The sequence below is a fragment of the Candidatus Chloroploca sp. Khr17 genome (genome assembly GCF_004138165.1).
In the GTDB taxonomy this organism is placed as follows: Bacteria; Chloroflexota; Chloroflexia; order Chloroflexales; family Chloroflexaceae; genus Chloroploca.
Window position 1 is genome coordinate 9,790 of the sequence record NZ_RYFF01000042.1, and the last position, 20,071, is coordinate 29,860.

Consider the following 20,071-nt stretch of genomic DNA (forward strand, 5'->3'; position numbering starts at 1 on the left):
CAGGAGTCAACGATGCGCTGGCTAGTTGGTGGGATGTTTCCACGGATGCGATACGTGGCGAGCGTGATGCTCTTGCTTAGCGGGTTGTTGCTGGCGGGCCATGCGGATCCGCTGGTACGCGCCGAACCGTTGCTTCCGACAGCTACGTTGCTGGTGACAACCACTGCCGATAGCGGCCCTGGTTCGTTGCGCCAGGCGATCGTTGATGCCAATGCGAACCTCGGGCTAGACACGATCACCTTCGCCATTGGCACAACGGGTTCTCAGCAAACTATGCAACCCTCTTCTTCCCTGCCCATGATCACCGACCCTGTGACGATTGACGGCTGGAGCCAGGGCGGCGCAAGCTATACCGGCCCACCGCTGATCGAACTCAACGGCGCATTGGCGGGTGCTCAGGCCGTCGGCCTGACCATTACTGGCGGCGGTAGCGTCGTGCGTGGGTTGGTGGTCAATGGCTTTGCGACCGGCAACTTCGCCGGAGGCATCCGCCTGCAAACAGGCGGCGGCAACTGGATTTACGGCAACTACATCGGTACAAACTTCGCCGGGGATACCCGCGTCGCCAACACGCGCGGCATCTGGATTGACGGCGGCTCTAGCCACAACCGCATTGGCACCAACGCCGACGGTGTGAATGATGTGGCCGAACGCAACGTCGTCTCGGCCAACGCCGCGCAGAATATCTGGATCTATCAGCCCGCCACCGCGGGCAACCTGATCATGGGCAATTACATCGGCCTAAATGCAGCGGGAACCGCGGCTGTTGGTACAAACAATCAAACGGTTGCCGCCACCGGCATCCTGGTGCAGGAAGCCAGCTACACTGTCATTGGCACGGATGGCGATGGGCAGGGCGATGCGCTGGAAGGCAACGTCATCAGCGGCAGTATCCATAACATCAATCTGACTGGCACTAGTGTCAACATGAGCCACCACAACCGCATTTCCGGCAACCTGATTGGCACGAATGCCAGCGGCACAGTCAGCGTGGGCATTCAGGTGGAAGGGGTGCGCGTCTACGTCACCGAGAACAACATCATCGGCACCGATGGCGACGGCGTTTCCGACGAATTGGAAGGCAACCTGATTTCCGGCAACAGCGATTGGGGCATCTTGCTCCAGCAAACCGGCGCACTGAACAATGTCGTCGCTGGCAACAAGATTGGCACCGACATCACCGGGATGCTCTCCATTCGCAACGGTTATGGCGGCTCGCCCCGCGCCGGTATCGTGCTGGGCGGCTACGGCAACCTGGTGGGCAGTAACGTCGATGGCGTCAGCGACGACCTCGAGCGCAATCTCATCTCTGGCAACGCCAACAACGGCACCAGTGGCATCTTCTCGCAGTTCGTCAGCGTGACCGGCGCCATGCCCAACACCATCGCCGGCAACTGGATCGGCGTGGACGCCACCGGCCTGGCGGCGCTGCCCAACAACGTCGGCATCAGCGGCGCATCGCAGGGTCTCCTGGTGCGCGACAACGTGATTGCCGCCAACACCTTTGAAGGCATCAGCCTGAACCTGACCACTTCCACCCTGACCGGCAACCTGATCGGCGTGGGCACCGACGGCGTGACAGCGCTGGGCAACGGTCATCATGGCATAAGCCTGAACGGCAGCGACAATCAGATCGGCGGCATCGGCCCCGGCGAAGCCAACCTCATCGCCAACAATGGCACATCGGCAGCCTTCTACAACGGCATCCTGGTGAACGCCACGGCCGTACGCAACACCATGCGCGGCAACCGCATTTTTGCCAATGCACGCCTGGGCATTGACCTGCTGCAACCGGCAGGCGTTAATGTCAACGACCCCGACGACCCGGACACCGGCGGCAACAATCTACAAAATTACCCGGTCATCACCTTCGCCCAAGCCTACGCCGACGGCACAACCGTGATTGAAGGTACGCTGGACAGCAACCCCAACACCACCTTCACCCTGGACTTTTACTACAGTTCCGAGGCCGACCCCACTGGCTACGGCGAAGGGGAGTTCTACCTGGGCGCGGGCAGTGCCACCACCGACGCCAATGGGGACGCTGAATTTGATGTCACTCTGCCCGTGACTCTTTCGCCCAATCAGTTCGTCAGCGCCACCGCCACCCACGCCGACGGCAGCACTTCCGAGTTTTCGCTCGCTTTTGCCGCCGGGGGCGTGCTGGATGTGCCTCTTGAGGGGTTGACGTTGCAAGTCATGCCGCCCATCTACGAAGATGTACCGGCGCAGTTCAGCGCCAGCGTCAACGCTGGCACAGGGGTGAGTTACGCTTGGGACTTTGGCGATGGGCAGTTGGGCAGCGGCGCGGTTGTGGCCCACACCTTTACTACGCCGGGAACCTACACGGTGACCGTGACGGCCACAAACAACAGCAGCAGCGCCATCACCAGCACCCTGGTCAGTGTGTTGGAACCGGCCAACATCAACGGCGTCGTCTGGCTGGATCGCGACGGCGACGGCTACTTCGGCCTGGGCGAGTCTGCCATCTTCAATTCGATAGGACAGGGCTATCTCATCACGGCCACACTGCAAGCGCCACCCAGCACCGTGCTGAACGCGAATATCGTCAACGGCAGCTACCAAATCTTCACGCCGCAGGCCGGGGTCTACCTGGTGGAGGCCACCAACCTCTACATCTGCTCCATCATCACCAACTGCAACGCCAGCCCCAGTCCGGTGGCGGTAGCCATGGGTGAAGATGGCGGCACGGAGATCAACTTCGGTCTCATGCCGATCTCTTTTGTGCCTCAGCCGGATGACGATGGCTACATCGTTGGCCGCGCCTGGGTGGACAGCAACGCCAATGGGTACCCTGACCCCGGCGAGACGCCTCTCAACGGCCGCACCGTGCGCCTGCTGGACGTCAACGGCAATCAACTCGCCACCCACGTCACCGGCTCAAGCTGGGGCCATGGGGCCTACGCCTTCCGCATCACGGAGCCTGGCCTGTACCGGGTGCAGATGGACGCGCCGGGCGGCTTCTTCCCCGCCAGCCGCGAAGTCGAGGTCTACGTGGCAGGCATGAATATGCTCAGCGCCCAGCTGCCCTTTGCCGCCGGTGGGACGATTGGTGGGCAGGTCACCGGCAGCGGCGGCGCCGGGCTGGGCGGCGTGCCCTTCAATCTGCAACCGGGCAACCGACAAACCCTTTCCTTGGGTGGCGCTTACGGCTTTGCCGGTCTGGACAATGGCAATTACACGCTGCAGATCACTCCGCCGCCCAACTACGTCACCGCCGATGGCGTCACGCAGCGCTTTGTACCGGCGACGCTCAACGGCAGCGCCGTGGAGAACTGGACGCTGCTAAAGAAGGGGGAACTCACCATCAAGGCGGTACAGATTGTCAATGGGCAGGCGCTGCCCATTGACTTCCTGCCCTTCGAACTGCTGCTGAACGGCAGCCAGGCGCGGGTCGTCTTTACCAACGCTCAGGGGGAGGCGCTGGTGGAGGGGCTGGCGCCCGGCACGTATATCGTGCAGCCCTTTGATGACTTAGGCAGCCTGGTCCCCGGATTGCAACTGACCCCGCCGACGCGTACCGTGGTGATCAGCAATGACACATTCGCCAGCGCCAGCTTCAGCGGAACGCTCTCGCGCTCGCTCAATATGTACTGCCAGTTGCCGGGCACCTTCGGCCAGGGCTTCGCCTGCAACTACGAAGTGCGCACCCTCAGCGGCAGCCTGATCGAAACCGGTTATCTGCCGCCCAGCCAACCCGCCACCAGCAACTGGAACCTGAACCCGGCCACGCTGGAGGTGCGTCTGATCCCCGACCCGAATGTGCCGGGTCAGGAAAGCTGGCCCACCTACAGCCAGATCGTCGTCATCGCCAACAACACCCACGTTGATGTGCGCTACCCCTGGAACCCGAGCAACCCGCAGACCATCGCCGGCTACGCCTTCTGGGATCGCTGCGCCCCGCTGGGTGTGCGCGCCAACAGCAACAGTTGCACCGAGTCCAATGTGCCCAGCAACAATGACATCCCGGTGACGCTGTACAACCAGCTTGGCGTCGCGATCACCAGTACCCTGACCACCCAGGGCACTGGCTGGAACAGCGGCTACTTCAGCTTTCCCAACCTGCCCGTCCCCGGCACCTACCGGGTGCGACTGAACCTGCCGCCGGGCTACGCGCCGACGACCGCAGTGGAAAGATGGTACACTCTGACGGGCGCCGCCCCCGCACCGGAGCTGCTGGAGGTGGGCTACCAACGCAACGAAAACCAGGTGCTAAGTGGCCGCGTCTTCTGGGACACGGATGCCAACGGCGTCTTCGACGAGGCGTGGGACGACCCCATCGCCGACGCGGCGTTGGTCATCACCACACCGGGCGGCCAGGCGGTCGCCAACCTCACTACCGGCTCCAACGGCGGCTACACCCGGTCGCCCATCACCAGCGGCGAGTATCGGGTCACGCTGACCCACGCCGGGCAAAGCTGGACGCGCGACGCCTCTGTGCCGCTGAACGGCGGCGTGCCGCTGGTTGATTTTCCGGTGCCGCCGGAGGACAACCGGCCGCGGGTGTTGGTCTTCATTGATGGCAACCACAACGGCGTGGCCGACGCGGGCGAGCAGCGGCTGGCGGACGTCTCTGTGCGGCTGCGCGACGCGGCCTGCGGCAGCAGCGGCGCGAACTTGCAGACCGTCAACAGCGACAGCGGCGGCGTGGCCGTCTTCAACCCGCCGCCCGGTGGCTTCTTCCCCGTCTGCGCCCAGATCACCGCCGGACTGCCGGTTGATCTCCTGCCGGCCAATCCGACGGGCGTCAACGTGCCGCGCAGCGGCGGCGCGCCGGTAGCGCTGGCCGTCCAGCCAGCCAACACCCTGCTCGTGCGCGCCTTTCTGGACGGCAACGGCAACGGCAGCCGCGAGGCGGGCGAACCGTATTTGAGCGGCGGCAGCGCAACCGTCAACAGCGTGACGCAGAGCCTCAGCAGCAGCGGGGCGACGTTCTACCTGCCCGGCGGCAGCTATCCGGTGCAGTTCACGCCACCGGCGGGTTACGCCTCCCTGTGGTCGGTGCCCATCGGCCCGATCGTCACCAACAACGCCGCGCAGACGCTGCTCATCCCCCTGCGCGACGCCGGCAGCGTGAGTGGCAAGATATGGCCGCCCGGCGGCGGCTTTTACGCCGGCGGCGGTTCGCCGTCCGCCGGATTGACGGTGCAGTTACAAAACACCGCCAGCAACGCCATCGTGGAAACCAGCAGCGACGCCAACGGCAACTTCAGCTTCAGCAACCTGGCCCCGGCCACCTACCGCCTGCGCCTGCCCGCGCCGCCGCCCGGCTACGTGGCCGACAGCGAGCCGCTGATCACCTACCAGAGCGGGCAAATCCTGAGCAACAACAATCTGAACCTGGTCCCCACCGGCCACGTGGTGGGCGTGGTCTACAGCGACAACAACGGCAACGGCCAGTGGGACGGCAACGAACAAAGCGTCAGCCAATACAGCGTGCGCCTCGTAGGCGCAGGCGGGCAGCAAATCGCCATCGTCGCCCCCGACGCGGCCGGTTACTTCCGCTTTGAGGGGCTGACGGCCAACACGCCTTACGCGCTGCAACTGGTCGGCATGCCGTCCGGCGCGTTCCTCGCCAGCTCGCCTGGCGTCTTCACCGTAGGCGCAAACCCGACGACGGTGCAGCTTGGCATCGGCGTAGTGGGGGCCGCCTTCGGGCCTACCTTCCAGGTGGGCGGCACAGTGAAATATCAACAAGGCGACGTCCTGATCCCCATTGCCGGGGCGCGAGTGGTGCGCTATGCCTATCAGGCTGGGGGAAATGGCTGCAATGTGACCAATCCCGTTGTCCTGGCCGACACCTTCACTGATAGTGAAGGCCTTTTCCGGATGCAAGGAAACGGTCACTGCCTGAAAGTTGTGGATGTGCCGGGACTGGTGGACACGCCACATTATCAACATGTTTGCACCAGCGAAAATCCTTACGCCGGACAATGTGTAATAGTCTACGGCGTGTGGACTTCCATGGCCTACATCACCCTGAGCCCGGCTGAGCCGCCACTGCGGGCCGGCGCCAACAACACGGCGCAGCTTGCCTGGAGCACCTTCCGCGACGACAACGGCAACGGCTATCGCGACGCCGACGAGCCAGGTCTGGCGGGCGTGACGCTGGCGGGCGGTGGCAGCAGCGGCGTCTCTGGGCAGACGGGTTGGGGGCAACCCTTGAGCCTGGGCGATGGGCTGCACACGCTGACCATCGCGCCGCCTTCGGGCTACGTGGTCAACGGCCCGGCGACGCGCCAGATCGCCGTGCAGGGCACCGACGTTGAGCTGCCCGCCATCCCCCTGCGCCCGGCGGGGCTGACCCTGGTGCAGGCGTTCGTGGATCTGGATGGTGACGGCGAGCAAGACGAACGTGAGGCAGGTGTGGGTGGTGTAAGCGTAATCCTGAACGGATCGGCGTCGGCCAATGGCGTAACGTCGCCCGATGGCCGCATCCAGTTTGCGGGCCTACCCGACGGCGGTTACACCGCGACGGCGGCGCCGCCGCCTGGCTTTGCTGGCGTCCCCACACGTGCCGTCACGCTGGCACAGGGCGGCGTGCTCCAGCTTGCCTTGCAACTGACGGGCCAGGTCAGCGGGGTGGCGTATCGAGATTGGGACGGCGACGGCCACCAGCAACCGGACGAGCCGCGGGTGGGCTTGCCCCTGACGATGACCCTGAGCAGCGGCACCGGGACGCAACTAGCTGCGAGCATGGGCGGCCTAGGCCTCTTCTTGGGTACCCCGTCCGGCACCTACACCCTGGCCGCCACGACGCCGACCGTACAAGGGCAGCCCATCACCCTGGCCGCCGATGAAGGCCAGGGTGCGGCCCTGGCTGTGGTTGGGCCGGGCGAGGTACGCGGCACGGCCTGGCTCGATGAGAACCGTGACGGCCAGCGCCAGCGGTGGGAAAGCCCGCTCGCCGGCATCGCGATTACCCTCGGCGCACAGACGACCGTTACCGATCGTGACGGGCGCTATCTGTTGGGAGAAATCCGCCCAGGTACCTACACACTCGCCGCGAACCTCCCGCAGGGGCTTGCGGTCAGCCTGGAACCGATCACGATCAGCGACACGCGCGGGCTTGCCCTTGGCCTCGCCGTCACACCAGCGCCCCCGGGCGTGCGGTATCGTATCTTCTTGCCAACCCTCGCTGCCCGGTAAGTAGTCTGTCAGCTACATTAATACCCCACCGCCATCCACCGCAGTAGGGGCGCAGCAGCCCATGGCCCCCGTCGACAACCGGCCCCTCGCCTTGCTGCTGCGCCCCCGGGCAACGTTGCGCCGTTGCGCCGTTGCGTCAAAAATCGGGCTTCCGGTCGTGTTGCGGACAAGAGTACCCCATGGTATACTCATCCCGGTATTCATGGGGACGTGGCGGAATTGGCAGACGCGCATGACTTAGGATCATGTGCCGCAAGGCGTGCGGGTTCAACTCCCGCTGTCCCCACCATAGCAAACCTGGGCCACTGCGCCTCTGGGGTGGTCTGCAGCTGTTGATCGTGGGGCGAAGGCGGGTTGCAGACAAGTCAGGTGCAACCCGCCTTCGCCCCTCACGCTCTCAGGTGCAATCACATGACGATTCTTGTCACCGGCGGCGCCGGTTTCATCGGGAGCCACGTGGTCGATGCGTTGTTGCAACGTGGTGAGCAGGTTGTCTGCCTCGATAATTTTGTGCCCTATTACGATCCCGCCCGCAAGCGCCACAATCTGCAGTGGGCCAGCCAACAGCCTGGCTTTACCCTGGTCGAAGCCGATCTCCGTGATGCAACGGCGCTCGCGGCGCTCTTTGAGCGCTATGCTCCCTCGCGGATCGTCCATTTGGCCGCACTCCCCGGGCCACGCCCTTCGATTGAAAATCCGTCCCTCTATGAGCAGGTTAATGTCGGGGGGACGGTCAATCTGTTGCAAGTTGCATGTCGCTACAAGGTTCGCAATCTTGTGCTCGCATCAACCTCGTCGGTCTATGGCAAGACCGAGCAGATCCCGTTTGTCGAGAGCGATGCAACCGATCGTCCGCTTTCACCCTATGCGGCAACGAAAAAAGCCGCCGAGGTGCTCGCCTATACGTTCCATAGCCTCTATGGTTTGCCTGTCTCGGTCGTGCGCTTTTTTACCGTCTATGGTCCGCGAGGGCGTCCCGATATGACGCCCTATCTCTTTGTCGAGAAGATGGTGCGCCAGCAACCTTTTGTGCTCTTCAATGGTGGGGTGCAACTCTTTCGCGATTATACGTATATTGATGATATCGTTGGCGGCGTTCTGGCTGCGCTCGACCAACCGCATCCCTACGAGATCTTCAATCTCGGCAATGCGAGCCCTGTCGAGATGCAGCAGTTTGTGCGCTTGCTCGAAACAATCACGGGCCTGCAGGCGCAGATCGAGGTGCGTCCGTTGCCCGCGACCGAGCCACCGCTGACCTTTGCTGACACGAGCAAGGCCGCTCGCCTGCTTGGCTATGCCAGCAGTACCAGCGTGGAAGAGGGTCTCGAACGCTTCTGGCACTGGTATCGTGAGGTTGTCCTCTAGGAAATTCTATGCAGATCTTCGTGACTGGCGGGGCCGGTTTCATTGGCTCACATCTCGTCAAGCATCTGGTCCAGCAAGGCCACACAGTGCATGTCTTTGACGATCTGAGCAGTGGTCGTCCCGAGCGGATCAGCGGGTATGGCGAGGCCGTGCAGTTTACGCGAGGCGATGTCCGCGATGCCAAGGGGGTCGCAGCGGCGATGCACGGGGCCGACCTGGTCTTCCACCTCGCCGCGATGGTCTCGGTGGTCGCGTCGGTTGACCACCCGCCCGAGGCCTATGCGACCAATGTGCTGGGAACAGTGCATGTGCTCGAGGCGGCCCGTCGTCACGGGGTGCAACGGGTCGTGCAGGCTTCGACCTGTGCCGTCTATGGCAATCCCGAGCAGTTGCCGGTGAGCGAGCAAACTCCGGTGCAGCCGCTCTCACCGTATGCCAGCACCAAGCTTGCCGCTGAACAGGTCGGCCAGTTGTACCAGCATCTGTATGGGCTAGCGACCGTCGCGCTGCGCTTTTTCAATGTCTATGGGCCGGGGCAAGATCCGGCCTCACCCTATGCGGCCGTGGTGCCCCGTTTTGTCGCTGCACTCCGGGATGGTGAGCAGCCACGTATCTTTGGTGATGGCTTGCAATCACGCGATTTCATTTTTGTCGGCGATGTCGTGCAGGCGCTCTGGACGGCGGCACGCAGTGATCATGTGGCCGGGGACGTCTTCAATATTGGCACCGGACGCCAGGCGAGTGTGCGTGAACTGGCTTTGTTGATCGGGGCTGCGTTGCAGGTCAAGGTCGAGCCGATCTTTTTGCCCCCACGTCCTGGCGAAGTGCGCCACTCGCGGGCCGATGTGACGCTCTTCGCGGAACGCACGGGCTACCATGCGACCACTACGCTAGCCGAGGGCCTCAACGCAACAGTCGTTGCAAGGCTTTGATCGGCAAGGGCAGCGGCATCATCACGAGGGCGCGGTTGAAGCCGAGGTTCGCCCAGGTTGCGAGCGTTGCGTCCGGTGCTTCAGCCAGATCATGCCAGTGCGCATGGATCGACAGATCAAAGTCGGCCCGGCTGCGCCCCACGTCGGCCAGCGTTGCCTCGAGGATCGCCAGCAACTGCGGAAATCGGTCGCGGAAGCGCCATTCCACATTGAACCCGCCCGCGTACCGTGCGGCCAGGCGGGTCAACGCTGGGCTGCGCCCGCCCACAATGATGCGCGGCGGCGCATCAAGCCGAGGCGACGCAATCGCCCCCTTCAATTGATAGTGTTGCCCGGCAAAATCCACCGGCTCGCCCGTCCAGAGCGCCGGAATGATCTGGAGAGCCTCTTCGAGGCGGCCTGTCCGGGTGGCACGATCACCCTGGTCAATGCCAAAAGAGATCTGTTCAGCAGCAAGCCCGCCCGCGCCGAGACCGAGTTCCAGGCGACCATCGGCGAGTTCGTGTAACGTGGCGGCAACCTTCGCCAGTCGTGCGGGGTGACGGTTGGTATTATTCGCCACCAGCGGTCCAAGGCGGATCGAGCGTGTCGCTTCGGCCAGACCGGCGAGGGTTGTCCAGCCCTCGAGCACCGACTCACGCGGATCGTTCCACGACACATAATGATCCCAGACCCAGAGCGAATCGCAGCCAAGCGACTCGGCGGCCAGGGCTGCCGAACGGACTTCTACGTACCGCACACCAAACGTGGGAAGACAAAGGCCCAGGGGTAACATATGCTCTCCTTGCCTGGTTTTGCATGTGGTATACTCATCAATGCTGTGCTGCGTCGAGCAGCAACGGTGCTCTCGCATCCAGTGAAAGGTAATCGAAGGTAATCAAGGTAACTTATGAGTCAGTCACGTTCCAAAAATCCTGCCCCTCAACAACCGGCGAATCGCCTGCCCGGTGTCTTCTCGGCCGTCATTGTGGTGCTTGTCCTCATTCTTGTTGGTGCGATCCTGCTCAACCGTTCTGGTGGAGAAAGCGCCTCGGTCGCACCCACGGCTGAACCCTCTGTTCCTGGCGAGGTTCAGGCGACCCTGCCAACGGCTACCACCTACACCTTCAGTGCGCCGCCACCTCTCACAATCGATCCCGCAAAGAATTACCTGGCGACGATCATTACCCCGCGTGGGGCGGTTATCGTTGAACTCTTGCCCGACATTGCGCCACAGACGGTCAATAACTTTGTCTTTTTGGCCCGCAACAACTTCTATAATGGACTGACCTGGCACCGCGTACTGCCTGGCTTTATGGCCCAGGGTGGCGACCCTTCGGGTGATGGGACAGGCGGCCCCGGGTATAGCATTCCTGCTGAATTCACCGATCAGATTCTCTTTGATCAACCCGGCCTGCTCGCGATGGCTCGTTCGGCTGATCCCGATAGTGCTGGCTCGCAGTTCTTTATCACGACCGGGGCTGCGCCACACCTTAATAGTCAGTATACAATCTTTGGGCGCGTCATTGAAGGCCAGGAGATCGTCAATGGCATTCCGCTCCGTGACCCGCAGAACCCTGCCGACCTCAGCCGTCCCGGTGAGATGATCCTCGGGATAACGATTAGCGAAGAGTGAGCCGATGCTCCCGATCCCTCCGTTAACAACGATCAGCGTCTTTCGCCGCAACTACGGGCTGCGGTATACGGATTTGCCCGTGGATCACCGTGACGAGCACGACGTGCTGATTGATTGTACCGGCAGCTATACCCGCCCCACGCATTATGATCTCCGCCCTGGTGATCTCGTGCGCTGGAAACATGAAGACCGTTTTCTTGAAGCCGTCATTCAAGCTGTCTCGCGTGAGCCTGAAGCAGTGCGGGTGCGCCTGACAGGGGCACACCTGTTGCCCGAAGATTTCTTTCCGTATTAGGCTTTGTTCGCCTCTTTTGAGTAGCTTGCGGGAGGTAGGAGCTTGCAGCGCACGTATCATCGTTGGTACAGTCCGTCACTTGGGCGTGATATGGAACTGGTCGTGTTTGGGCATGGCGGGGCACCGGTGATTGTCTTTCCGACCTCACACGGGCGTTTCTATGAGTTTGAAGATCGTCATATGGTCACTGCGCTTGAGTATCAGATCAACGCAGGTTGGTTTCAACTCTTCTGTGTTGATAGTGTTTTTGGGGAGAGTTGGTACAATTATGCCGTTGATACTGATGCGCGGATGTGGCGTGAAGAGCAGTACGAACACTATTTATTGACCGAGTTGCTGCCGTTGATTCGTGGTCTGAATCCGAATCATTTCTTGATCGCCACCGGATGTTCGTTTGGGGCGACCGAGGCCGTCATTTTTGCCCTGCGTCACCCTGGCGTTGTCAATCGCGTCATTGGCATGAGTGGTCTCTATGACCTGCGTCGCTTCTTTAGCCACTATACCCAGGGTCTCTATTTTCATAATCCAGTTGACTTTGTGCCGAATATCGCTGATGCCTGGACGTTGGATCGCTTGCGCTCGACCGAGATCATCCTGGTGACCGGGCGCGACGACCCCAATGCCTGGTCGAACGAATTGCTCTCGGGGCAACTCTGGGAGCGGGGCGTCGGCAATGCGCTCCGCCTCTGGGATGGCTGGTGCCACGACTGGCCTTATTGGATGCAGATGATCAATCGGTATATTGGTGGTCATCCCTAAAGGAGTGCCTATGCCTTCCCCTTCCCAACTTGCAGAACTGCAAGCCGCAGTTACGGCACGACGCGAGACGTTGATCGATTTTTTACGTGAACTCTGTGCGATCCCGAGTATGGAGAGCCAGCTCGGGGCAGTCGGTGAGCGGGTGGCCGCCGAAATGCGCACCCTCGGTTTCGAAGACGTGCGCTTTGATGTGATGGGCAACATCCTCGGGCGCATGGGTCACGGGCCAACGGTGATTGTCTACGATAGCCACCTTGATACGGTTGGCATCGGCGACCCGAACGCATGGCAATGGGACCCTTTTGAGGGCAAAATCGAGGATGGTGTGCTCTATGCACGCGGGGCCTGCGATGAGAAGGGTTCGACCCCTGGCATGATCTACGGCATTGCCTTGGGCGTGGAACTCGGCCTGATTGATCCTGACCGCTTTACCATGTACTACTTTGGCAACATGGAAGAGTGGTGCGACGGCATTGCCCCCAATAGCTTTGTTGAAGTTGATCCCAAAATTCGCCCTGATTTTGTCGTCATCGGCGAACCAACATGCATGCAGGTCTACCGCGGCCACAAAGGGCGGCTCGAACTAAAGATCACCGCCCGCGGCAAGAGTGCCCACGCTGCCTCGAACCACCTTGGCGACAACGCGATTTACAAGTTGCTCCCGATCATCCAGGCGATCAGCACGCTGGAACCTGAACTCGGCGATCACCCCTTCCTCGGGCACGGCAAAATCACCGTCAGTGACATGCACGTCAAAACACCTTCGCTCAACGCCGTCCCCGACGAAGCAACGATCTTTATTGACCGGCGCATGACCTTTGGTGAAACCAAAACGATGGTCGTTGCGCAACTCGAAGCGCTAATCCCTGCCGAGCAGCGCGACAGCATCGTCATTGAAGAACTCTTCTATGATGAGCCGAGCTACACCGGTTTTGTTTTCCCCGTCGACAAATACTTCCCGGCGTGGGCCATCGAAGAAGACCATGCCCTGGTGCAGGCCGGCCTGCACGCCCGCGAAGCCATCAGTCTACCCCCCGCAGCGGCAGGCAAATGGAACTTTAGCACCAACGGCATCTACTGGGCGGGCAAGGCCGGTATTCCCTCGATCGGCTTTGGCCCTGGCGACGAAGTTACTGCCCACACCACCAACGACAGCGTTAGCCTCGACGAGGTAGTGCAAGCAACCGCCTTTTATGCCTTATTGCCGGCCTTGCTCTAAGACAGGGATTTAGAAGATAGAAAAGAGGAAGTAGGGTGTGAGACCGCACAGGTCTTGAAGACCTGTGTGATCTTAGGCAGGTTTTGTTTCTTATCTCAGGCCTCTCGGGAGAATGACACCTCATGCAAACCAACCTACGCGGACGCGACCTCATCACGACCCAGGAATGGACGAAGGACGAAATTGATACAATCCTCGATCTGGCGATGGATCTCAAACGCGCTCGGGCTGTCGGGCGCGAGCATAGCTACCTGCGCGACAAGGTGCTCGGCATGCTCTTCTTCTTTAGCAGCACGCGCACCCGGGCGAGTTTCGAGGCAGGCATTGCCCAACTCGGCGGCCACGGGGCCTTCATTGATAGCGTCACAACGCAGATCAGCCACGGCGATACGGCCCGCGAAATTGGCGAGATCTATGGGCGCTACTTCGATGGCATTGCGATTCGCCAGTGTGACTGGGGGGTTGGCAATGCCTATATCCGTGAGGTCGCCGCGGCAAGCCGGGTCCCGGTCTTGAATATGCAGTGCGATATCTATCACCCCTTTCAGATCCTCGCCGATCTGCTGACGATCATCGAGAAGAAAGGTGATCCGCGCGGCAAGACGATTGCCGTGAGTTGGGCGTATGCCAGTAGCTACCAGAAGCCGCTCAGCGTGCCCCAGGATCTCATCCTGCTGATGGGCCGGTATGGGATGAATGTGCGCCTCGTGCATCCCCCCGAGTATGCGCTCATGCCAGAGATTGTCGACCAGGCCCGCGAAAATGCGCGACGGGCTGGCGGAAGCTTCCAAGTCATGGACAATATGGATGATGGCTTTGCCGGAGCCGATATTGTCTACCCCAAGAGCTGGGGGTGTTGGCTGACAACCGAAGATACTGCGACCAGTGCGGCGATTGGACACAAGTATACCAACTGGATCGCCGACGAACGACGGATGGCCCTCGCCCAATCCGATGCGATCTATATGCACTGCCTCCCCGCCGACCGCAATATCGAGGTTACCGATGCGGTGCTTGATGGGCCACAATCGGTTGTGTATGATGAGGCTGAAAATCGTCTGCATGTGCAGAAAGCCGTGATGGCCTTGACAATGCGCTAGGACGGAGGGAATTCTCTTATGGCCGATCTTACCGTCGAAGTCTGCGGCCTCCGCTTTCGCAATCCGGTCTTGCCAGCGGCAGGGCCAAATGTGCGCGATGGGCGCATGCTGACCGAAGCTGCGCACGGTGGCGCAGGTGGGCTCGTTGCCAAGACGATCTCGGTTGATGCGGCCCCTGTGCCGATGCCGCATATGGCCGAAGTACGCGGCAGCATGCTCAATACCGAGCTCTGGTCGGAAATGCCGCCCGAACGCTGGCTCACCTATGAATACGCGGTGGCCCGACGCGCCGCCGACGAGGCCGGGATTCCCTTGATCCTCAGCCTCGGCTATAGCGGCGAGGAGATCGCCCAGCTTGCACCGCTGGTGCGCCCGTGGGCCGACGCGGTCGAGCTTTCGACCCACTATCTCGGCGAGGATGCGACGCCGATGATCCAGGCCATTGCCGCCGCCAAAGCCGCCCTTGATGTGCCTGTTTTTGTGAAGATGAGCCCACTTGGGCGCGAGATGCGAGCCGCAGCACGGGCAGCGCAGGACGCCGGGGCCGACGGGATTGTGGCAACCAATTCGCTTGGTCCGGCCTTCGGGCTCGATATCGAGACGGGCTACCCCTTGTTGGGGGGCAGCGATGGCTATGGCTGGCTCTCGGGGCCGGCGATCAAGCCGCTGTCGGTGCGGTGTGTCTATGACATTGCACAAGCAGTTGACCTGCCAATCATTGGGGTCGGTGGAATCAACCGGGGTGAGGATGCGGTCGAATTCCTGATGGCCGGCGCGAGTCTCGTCCAGGTCTGTACCGCCGCCATCATCCGCGGCTCGACCGTCTATGGTAAAATTGCTAGCCAGCTTGGCGACTGGCTTGACCAGCACGGCTATCAATCAACCTACGCTATTCGTGGTCTGGCTGTCAAGAAAGCCCTTCAGTAGGGTGAACGAAGTGGTCTGATGATGCGGAAACCTGCCAGGTGTGCGCCGCCGCGCTCCGTAGGCGGACGGAGCGGTGTCCCGGCACACACCTGGCAGGTTTGAGGTGAAACCCTTTGACGGGAGGTGTCCGTCGCGTCCCGATACGCTGAATTATTTCCTATTTCCTATTTCCTATTTTCTATTTCCTATTTCCTATTTCCTATCATACACCTGAGGGCGACCGCCTCCAGGCACACAGGAGGAGCCAGACGATGGCCGATCTTTCGGTTGAACTCTGTGGGTTAACCTTGCGCACGCCAATTATGCCCGGTTCGGGACCGAATGTGGCCGATGGAACACTATTGCGTGCTGCTGCCGAGGGTGGGGCAGGTGCGCTCGTAACCCATACCGTTTCGACGTTGCCGGCCCCCGCGTTGACGCCCTACCGCGAGGTGCGCGGCGGGATGCTCAATAATCAACTCTGGTCAGCCCACCCCGTTGAACGCTGGATCGACCGTGATTACGGCGAGGCCCGTGAGGCGGCGCACGCAGCTGGCATTCCACTTATCATCAATATCGGGTATACCACCGCCGAAATCGCCGCACTTACCCCAAAAGTCGCTCGTTTTGCCGATGCGCTTGAGATCTCACTCCACTATGCACGCACCTCGGGCGATCTCATGACTGATCCGGCGACGGCAGCCTATGCCGCCGCCCATCAACCCGCCGATTATCTGAGTCGCAGCCCCGCGATGCTCGTTGAGACGATCCGTATGGCGAAGCGCCTCGCGCCCCTCCCCCTCTTCGTCAAACTCCCTATCCTCGGCAACGAACTGGTGGCGATTGCACGGGCATGCGAAGAAGCAGGGGCTGATGCCATTGTCGCGGTCAATGCCTTTGGCCCGTGTATGAGCATTGATATTGAGGCCGCCGAGCCAGTGCTGACTGGCGATGGGATGGGTTGGTTGTCGGGACAGGCGCTCAAGCCGCTCGCTTTGCGTTGCATCTTTGATCTCGCTCGCGCCGTCTCGCTGCCCATCATCGGCTGTGGTGGGGTCAGTCGCCCCGAAGATGCCGTTGAAATGCTGATGGCGGGAGCTAGTGCCGTGCAAGTCTGCACCACTGCCCTTCAGCGCGGACCAAGAATCTACGGCAGCCTGGCGTCAGGCGTAGAGGCCTGGCTTGATCAGCGAGGCTATGCCTCGGTGCAAGATATTGTCGGCCTCGGTGTGCAGCGCTGGCGCACCCTCGTCGCGCATCGCCAGAGCGTGCCTGTGCTCTATCAGGAGGAGGAGTGCATTGGCTGCAAGCTCTGTGAACGTAGTTGCCATTATGATGCTATTTATATGGTTGATAAACTTGCCGAATTTAATCCTGAGCGCTGTTTTGGCTGTGGCCTCTGTGTGACGCGCTGCCCAACCGATGCGCTGTTGATGCCGCAGGTGACCCATAGCGGGGTGCTGCATCCGCTGTTTGGCACATCGGTGGAAGCCGGACGTGGTGGTGCCGGCCATGTTGTTGAAACCACAGGGAGGCAGGTATGACTCTCTCGCTGCGTACCCCCGCCCATCTGCTGGCCGAAGATGATGACACCCTCCTGGCGACAGGCATTGCCGTGATTTGGGCCGATCCCGCTGGTTGGGGTGGCTGCTTTGAACCAGAGCCACCCGTTGAGGCGCTGCGTGAGGCGCTTGCCGCCGCCCCACGCCGGGTGCGCCTCGCCACTGAGGACGGACGCTTGCTCACCGTCACCCTCAGCTTTTCCACCTTCCTCGCCGACGGCGTTCATCCCATCAACATCGAAGGCCACGGTACCTTTGATACCGCTGCCTTCCACGCCTTTTCCGCGGCAGCGTTGGAAAATGAGTCGTCTGGGAAAGAAGTTTCCTGATGATTTGACGCAAAGGCGCAAAGGCGCAAAGGGTTTTGTGACATTCCAGGGTGCGCAAGCGAGGAGAAATCTATGGATCCAGAAATAACCTATACCCTGATCGTCAATGGTCGCCCCTGCGAGGTTGCGGTCACACCTAAAACCACGTTGATGCAGGTACTCCGTGAGCATCTCCATCTGACGGGAACCAAGGATGGCTGTTCGACGGGCCATTGTGGCAGTTGCATGGTGCTCAAAGATGGCGAGCCGGTACGCTCGTGTCTGGTGCCGATGCAACGTGCTGACAACGCAACGATTACGACGATCGAGGGGGTGCGCCAGCCTGATGGCAGCCTCCATCCCGTGCAGCAAGCCTATCTTGACCAGGGGGCGACCCAGTGTGGTTTCTGTACGCCTGGTTTTATTATATCAAGTATAGCCTTGTTAGAAAAGAACCCTGCTCCAACCCTTGCGCAGATCAATGCGGCGCATCGCTGGAACATCTGCCGTTGCACGGGCTACAACGCGATTATTCGCGCCGTGCAGCAAGTGGCGGGGCAGCCCTTGCCGCCGCCGCCGCCGGTCAAAGCACCGCTGCAGGTGGTCAGCCAGTATGTGCCGCGGCCCGATGGTGAAACGAAGGTAGATGGCACAGGCCGCTATGCCGCCGATCTCTTTGTCGAGGGCATGTTGCATGCGAAAACGCTGCGGAGTAGCGAACCCCATGCGCGGATCGTGCAGATCGATGCAACTGCCGCCCGCAATCTGCCCGGGGTCGTGGCCGTTTTGACCGCCGACGACATCCCAGGGCGCAAAGACTGCGGCGTCCACGAGATTGACTGGCCGGTGCTCTGTTACGATAAAGTGCGCTATGTTGGCGATGCACTTGCGCTGGTGATCGCTGCGAGCGAGGCGGTCGCCGAGGCTGCCCTTGGTTTGATCAATGTGACCTATGAACCACTGCCGCTTGTCACTGGCCCCAAAGAGGCTGCGCTTCCCGGTGCCCCACTGATCCACGAGGGCCGCGCGCAAGGCAATGTCCTGGCGCACTACAACCTTGAACTCGGTGATGTCGAGGCCGGCTTTGTGGCCGCCGATCTCATCGTCGAGCGTGAATACCGCACCCAGACCGTTGAACACGCTTTTATCGAACCCGAGGCGGGCCTGGCGGTGCCCGACGCCAATGGCCGCATCACCGTCTACTGTGGTGGGCAGATCCCCTTCAACGACCGCAAACAGATCGCGGCGACGCTCAAGCTTCCCGAAGAACGGATTCGCGTCGTCAATTGTCTGATCGGCGGGGCCTTCGGCGGCAAAGAGGACGTCTCGGTACAGATCCTGGCGGCGCTGGGCGCACAGGCCACCGGTCGCCCAGTAAAAATGGTCTTTAGCCGGGAAGAGTCATTGCGAGTGCATCCCAAACGCCACGCCACGATCATCAGGATGAAGACCGGGGCGAAACGTGACGGCACCCTGGTCGCGCACGAGGTCGAGATCTATGGCGACGGCGGTGCCTACGCAAGCCTCAGCGGGCACGTGATGCTGCGCGCCACGACGCACGCCGCTGGCCCCTACGAGGTCGCGAACGCACGGGTCAATACCTATGCGATGTACACCAACAATGTGCCTTCCGGGGCCTTTCGTGGCTTTGGGGTCACGCAGAGCGGCTTTGCCATGGAGTGCCAACTCGATGTGCTGGCGGAAGAACTCGGCCTCGCGCCACTTGACATCAGGCGCAAAAACATCCTGGCCTATGGCAAACAGACCCTGGCCGGTCAGGTGCTCACCGAAAGCTGCGGTCTCGGCGAGTGCCTCGAGCGCGTTGCCGCCGAGGTAGCGCAGCGACCCGTGGTTGCCGTGGAAGGTGACAAACGGTGGGCCTGGGGCCTTGCCTGCGCGTACAAGAACACCGGCTATGGCAGCGGGGCCTACGATGCCGCCGGGGCCGAAGTTGAACTCTTTGCCGACGGACGCGCCATTGTGCGGGCAGGTGCCGCGGAAATTGGGCAAGGTTTGCCAACCGTGCTGGCCCAGATTGCCGCCGAAGAACTCGGCGTACCGTATGCTCAGGTCGAGGTGTTGCTCGCCGATACTGATCTGACCCCCGACGGCCAGGCGACGACCGCCTCGCGTCAGACCTACGTGACGGGCAATGCGGTGCGGCACGCCTGCCAAGAACTACGCATCCTGTTGCGCGGGACTGCCGCCGAGATGCTTGATGCCGCCCCTGACAGCCTAATCTTTGCCGAAGGATGCGTACGCAGCAGCACCAACAGTGCCCCGCTGAGCGAAGTCGTGCGCGTCGCCCGCCACGAAGGGCGTACCCCCAAAATCGCCTACCAATACGTTGCCCCCAAAGTCGCCCAGTACCAGCATGTCGCCTTTGGCTTTGCGGCCCAGGCCGTGCTTGTTGAAGTTGACGTCAAAACGGGCGAAACCCGGGTTCTGGACGTCATTGCGGCCAGCGACGTCGGGCGAGCGATCAACCCATTGGGCTTGCAAGGCCAGATCGAAGGCAGCATCTCGATGGGCCTGGGCATGGCCTTGCAAGAGAACTTCATCATGGAAGAAGGCCAGGTCAAAACCGACACCCTGCACAAGTGCAAACTCCCGCAGATCAACCAGACCCCGAATGTCACCCTCTTCTTTGTTGAAGACGAAACCCAGGAAGGCCCGTACGGCGCCAAAGGCGTCGGCGAACTCAACTCGATCCCAACAGCGCCGGCGATCATCAACGCCATCTACAACGCCACCGGCATCCGCTGCTACAGCCTACCTGCCCACAAAACCTGGCTGAAAGCGGCCCTAGCGACAACACCTTGGAAAGAAGGTTGACCCGT

General features: G+C 61.4%; 13 protein-coding genes and 1 tRNA gene. 13 read left to right on the forward strand and 1 reads right to left on the reverse strand.

Features of this window, described 5'->3' with window-relative positions; all coding sequences use genetic code 11:
- The first annotated feature begins 12 nt into the window (after positions 1–12).
- The 4 genes from EKD05_RS19560 (at position 13) to EKD05_RS19575 (ending at position 9,467) form a co-directional block, all read left to right on the forward strand.
- The gene (locus tag EKD05_RS19560) at positions 13–7,170 is read left to right on the forward strand and encodes an SdrD B-like domain-containing protein (RefSeq protein WP_129676230.1); all 7,158 of its coding nucleotides are present in this window, start codon (positions 13–15) and stop codon (positions 7,168–7,170) included.
- A gap of 204 nt (positions 7,171–7,374) precedes the next feature.
- Positions 7,375–7,459: transfer RNA gene (locus EKD05_RS19565), tRNA-Leu, on the forward strand.
- Positions 7,460–7,581: 122 nt separating this feature from the next.
- Entirely contained in the window at positions 7,582–8,535 is a 954-nt protein-coding gene (locus EKD05_RS19570; protein WP_129676233.1) for an NAD-dependent epimerase/dehydratase family protein, read from the forward strand.
- An 8-nt stretch (positions 8,536–8,543) separates the two neighbouring features.
- The gene (locus tag EKD05_RS19575) at positions 8,544–9,467 is read left to right on the forward strand and encodes an NAD-dependent epimerase/dehydratase family protein (protein ID WP_129676236.1); all 924 of its coding nucleotides are present in this window, start codon (positions 8,544–8,546) and stop codon (positions 9,465–9,467) included.
- On the opposite strand, the gene EKD05_RS19580 is transcribed toward EKD05_RS19575, so the two are convergent.
- A complete protein-coding gene (locus tag EKD05_RS19580; protein ID WP_165360834.1) occupies positions 9,439–10,242 on the reverse strand; it encodes an LLM class flavin-dependent oxidoreductase in 804 nt (267 codons plus the stop codon). The genes EKD05_RS19575 and EKD05_RS19580 overlap by 29 nt on opposite strands.
- A gap of 114 nt (positions 10,243–10,356) precedes the next feature.
- Here EKD05_RS19580 and EKD05_RS19585 point away from each other — a divergent pair, with 114 nt between their 5' ends.
- From EKD05_RS19585 to EKD05_RS19625, 9 genes are all read left to right on the forward strand, one after another.
- Positions 10,357–11,082, forward strand: a complete 726-nt coding sequence (locus EKD05_RS19585; protein WP_129676242.1) for a peptidylprolyl isomerase — start codon at positions 10,357–10,359, stop codon at positions 11,080–11,082.
- Positions 11,083–11,086: 4 nt separating this feature from the next.
- Entirely contained in the window at positions 11,087–11,377 is a 291-nt protein-coding gene (locus EKD05_RS19590; protein WP_129676245.1) for a hypothetical protein, read from the forward strand.
- A gap of 42 nt (positions 11,378–11,419) precedes the next feature.
- A complete protein-coding gene (locus tag EKD05_RS19595; RefSeq protein ID WP_129676248.1) occupies positions 11,420–12,136 on the forward strand; it encodes an esterase family protein in 717 nt (238 codons plus the stop codon).
- Between the two features lie 10 nt (positions 12,137–12,146).
- Positions 12,147–13,355, forward strand: a complete 1,209-nt coding sequence (locus EKD05_RS19600; RefSeq protein WP_129676251.1) for a YgeY family selenium metabolism-linked hydrolase — start codon at positions 12,147–12,149, stop codon at positions 13,353–13,355.
- A 122-nt stretch (positions 13,356–13,477) separates the two neighbouring features.
- The gene (locus tag EKD05_RS19605; RefSeq protein WP_129676254.1) at positions 13,478–14,455 is read left to right on the forward strand and encodes an ornithine carbamoyltransferase; all 978 of its coding nucleotides are present in this window, start codon (positions 13,478–13,480) and stop codon (positions 14,453–14,455) included.
- An 18-nt stretch (positions 14,456–14,473) separates the two neighbouring features.
- Complete coding sequence (locus tag EKD05_RS19610) at positions 14,474–15,382, forward strand: dihydroorotate dehydrogenase (RefSeq protein ID WP_129676257.1); 909 nt, start codon at positions 14,474–14,476, stop codon at positions 15,380–15,382.
- A gap of 251 nt (positions 15,383–15,633) precedes the next feature.
- Positions 15,634–16,905, forward strand: a complete 1,272-nt coding sequence (locus tag EKD05_RS19615) for a 4Fe-4S binding protein (RefSeq protein WP_129676259.1) — start codon at positions 15,634–15,636, stop codon at positions 16,903–16,905.
- Positions 16,902–17,252, forward strand: coding sequence for a hypothetical protein (locus EKD05_RS19620; protein ID WP_129676262.1), 351 nt, complete (start codon positions 16,902–16,904; stop codon positions 17,250–17,252). Before EKD05_RS19615 ends, EKD05_RS19620 begins: the two co-directional genes overlap by 4 nt.
- A gap of 72 nt (positions 17,253–17,324) precedes the next feature.
- A complete protein-coding gene (locus EKD05_RS19625; protein WP_129676265.1) occupies positions 17,325–20,066 on the forward strand; it encodes a molybdopterin cofactor-binding domain-containing protein in 2,742 nt (913 codons plus the stop codon).
- The last annotated feature ends 5 nt before the right edge of the window (positions 20,067–20,071 follow it).